Origin of the sequence: Desulfovibrio sp. 1188_IL3213 (assembly GCF_036763145.1) — a bacterium.
In the GTDB taxonomy this organism is placed as follows: Bacteria; Desulfobacterota; Desulfovibrionia; order Desulfovibrionales; family Desulfovibrionaceae; genus Desulfovibrio.
The window spans coordinates 1-2,292 of sequence record NZ_JBAIYR010000371.1; the positions used below are offsets into that span (position 1 = coordinate 1).

Sequence of the window (2,292 nt, forward strand, 5' to 3'; positions counted from 1 at the left end):
GTGGGGAGACAGCCTGTATGGGGGGGCGGAAGAGTATGGCGGCCCAGACGGCTGTCTTTCCCCGGTGCTGTCCGGCGGACACCCGGCAGCAGGCAATACGGCGTGGCGTCCCGCTTTTTGTTCGCTGCCTCATGCCGCTGGATTTTTTTTGCATCACGGGGGACTGCGCCTGCCCGGTGCGGCAGTGACGGATGATCCGCCCTGGCCTTTGCCCGACACCCTCATGCAACTGGTGCGGGTCTGGCTGGCCGGAGTTTTACCCGGTGGAGCGCCTTGGCTACAGGGACGTTGAGTGCTCGAACAGTATTTTTTATATAAAAATAACATCTATAATATGTTGAAATTAAAAGCGATATATTTATAGGAAATAAAAGTTTTATTTGTCCGGTGCAGGAAGTCTTGGCACATCTTCCCTGTGAGTATACATTTGGCGGGTAGAAAGACGGCGGCCCGATGGACGGGCGATCGCCGGAACGTCAACCGGTATGGCGCGTGGAAAAGTACCATGTGAGCTGATACCGACCCAAGGAGCGAGGATGTTCCCTGCGTTGTTGCCCAAGTCCGCACCGTTTTTTGCCATGCTGGAGGAGCAGAACGGCCTTCTGCGCCGCATGGCGGGCCTGCTGGTTGAGATGCTTGAAGACGTGGCCAATATGGACCGCGTGCATAAAGAAATAGCTTTTCTTGAGGAAGCGGCTGACGTTCTGCACAGCCAGATAATCCGGGACCTGTCGCAAACCTTCATCACTCCCATTGATCGTGAGGACATCCTGCGCATCAATCAGGAGCAGGAAGAATGCATGGACTGTCTGCACAGTCTCAGCACCCGTCTGCATATTTTTGAGTTTACCGGCATACGTTTTCCCGCTCTGCAAATGGGCCGCACCATCAGCGCCATGCTGGACCTGAGCCGCCTTATGCTTGAAGGGCTGGCGCACCGGCGCGATTGTCATAAAACCCGCGCTTTCCGTAACTTGCGGGGCGAGTGCGACATGCTGCTGGCCGTGGGGCTGGCGGAACTGCTTGATGAGCAGCAGGAGATCACCGTGCCGCAGATCATGCGGACGCTCAAATGGAGTCAGGCGTATGAGCGCATGAGCATCCTGCTTGAGCAGGTCAATGCGCTGGCGGAAACCATCGAGGAAGCGGTGCTGAAAAATGTTTGATATTCCCGTGCTGCTGGCGCTCATCGTGCTGGTGGCCCTGATATTCGATTTTACCAACGGCGCGCACGACTGCGCCAACGCCATTGCCACGGTGGTATCCACCAAGGTGGTCACACCGCGTTTTGCCGTGGGGGCTGCGGCCCTGTTGAATCTTGGCGGCGCGTTGCTTGGTACCGAGGTTGCCAAGACACTGGGCAGCGGCATCGTGCTGCCCCACGTGGTGGAGGGCAGTCATGTGCTTGTGCTGGCCGCTCTGGTAGGGGCCATCAGCTGGAACTGCATAACCTGGTATTTCGGCATTCCCTCTTCCTCTTCCCACGCCCTTATCGGCGGGCTGATCGGCGCGGCAGTGGCCGATGCCGGCTTTGGCGCGCTCAATGGCGGCGGCATTGTGGACAAGGTGCTCATTCCGCTGGTGGCCTCGCCTCTGGCTGGTTTTCTGGTGGGCTACCTGATCATGTGGATTATTTTCTGGAGTTGCGCCCGCATGCACCGGCGCACGGTCAACGGCGTTTTTCGGCGGCTGCAGCTTGTGTCCGCCGCCTTTATGGCGACCAGCCACGGGCTTAACGACGCCCAGAAAACCATGGGCATCATTACCCTGGCCCTGCTCATTTTCGGCAAGATTGACGCTGTGGAAGTGCCGTTGTGGGTCAAGCTGTCCTGCGCCGGGGCCATGGCTCTGGGAACCGCCGTGGGCGGCTGGAAAATCGTGAAAACCATGGGTCATCGCATTTTCAAGCTGGAGCCGGTACACGGCTTTGCGGCTGAAACATCGGCGGCGATGGTTATTACGGGGGCCTCCATGCTGGGCGCTCCCGTGAGCACCACCCACACCATCTCGGCATGCATCTTTGGCGTTGGTTCCACCAAGCGCCTTTCGGCGGTGCGCTGGAATGTGGCCGGAAGTCTTGTCACGGCCTGGGTGCTTACCCTGCCCGCCGCAGGCGGCATCGGTTTTGTCTCTTACTGGTTGCTGCATTTTATCTGGAACTAGCCCAAAAACGCGCCGACAGAAAAATTCTGCTGCGAGAGCGGCCCACGCACTGTGGGCCGCTCTCGCTTTCTTCAGCAAAATCTTGCTCGCGGGCGGAAAGGGCTTCCGGCAGGGCAGGCCAGGGCAGGC

2 protein-coding genes and 1 pseudogene are annotated in these 2,292 nt (G+C 58.6%); all 3 read left to right on the top strand.

Features of this window, described 5'->3' with window-relative positions; genetic code table 11:
• A pseudogene (locus tag V6C16_RS11535) lies at positions 1-292 on the top strand (hypothetical protein); the annotation flags it as partial.
• A gap of 244 nt (positions 293-536) precedes the next feature.
• Positions 537-1,166 (top strand): DUF47 domain-containing protein, encoded by a 630-nt coding sequence (locus V6C16_RS11540; protein WP_333536895.1) that lies wholly within the window; start codon positions 537-539, stop codon positions 1,164-1,166.
• Positions 1,159-2,163, top strand: coding sequence for an inorganic phosphate transporter (locus V6C16_RS11545; protein ID WP_333536896.1), 1,005 nt, complete (start codon positions 1,159-1,161; stop codon positions 2,161-2,163). Before V6C16_RS11540 ends, V6C16_RS11545 begins: the two co-directional genes overlap by 8 nt.
• The last annotated feature ends 129 nt before the right edge of the window (positions 2,164-2,292 follow it).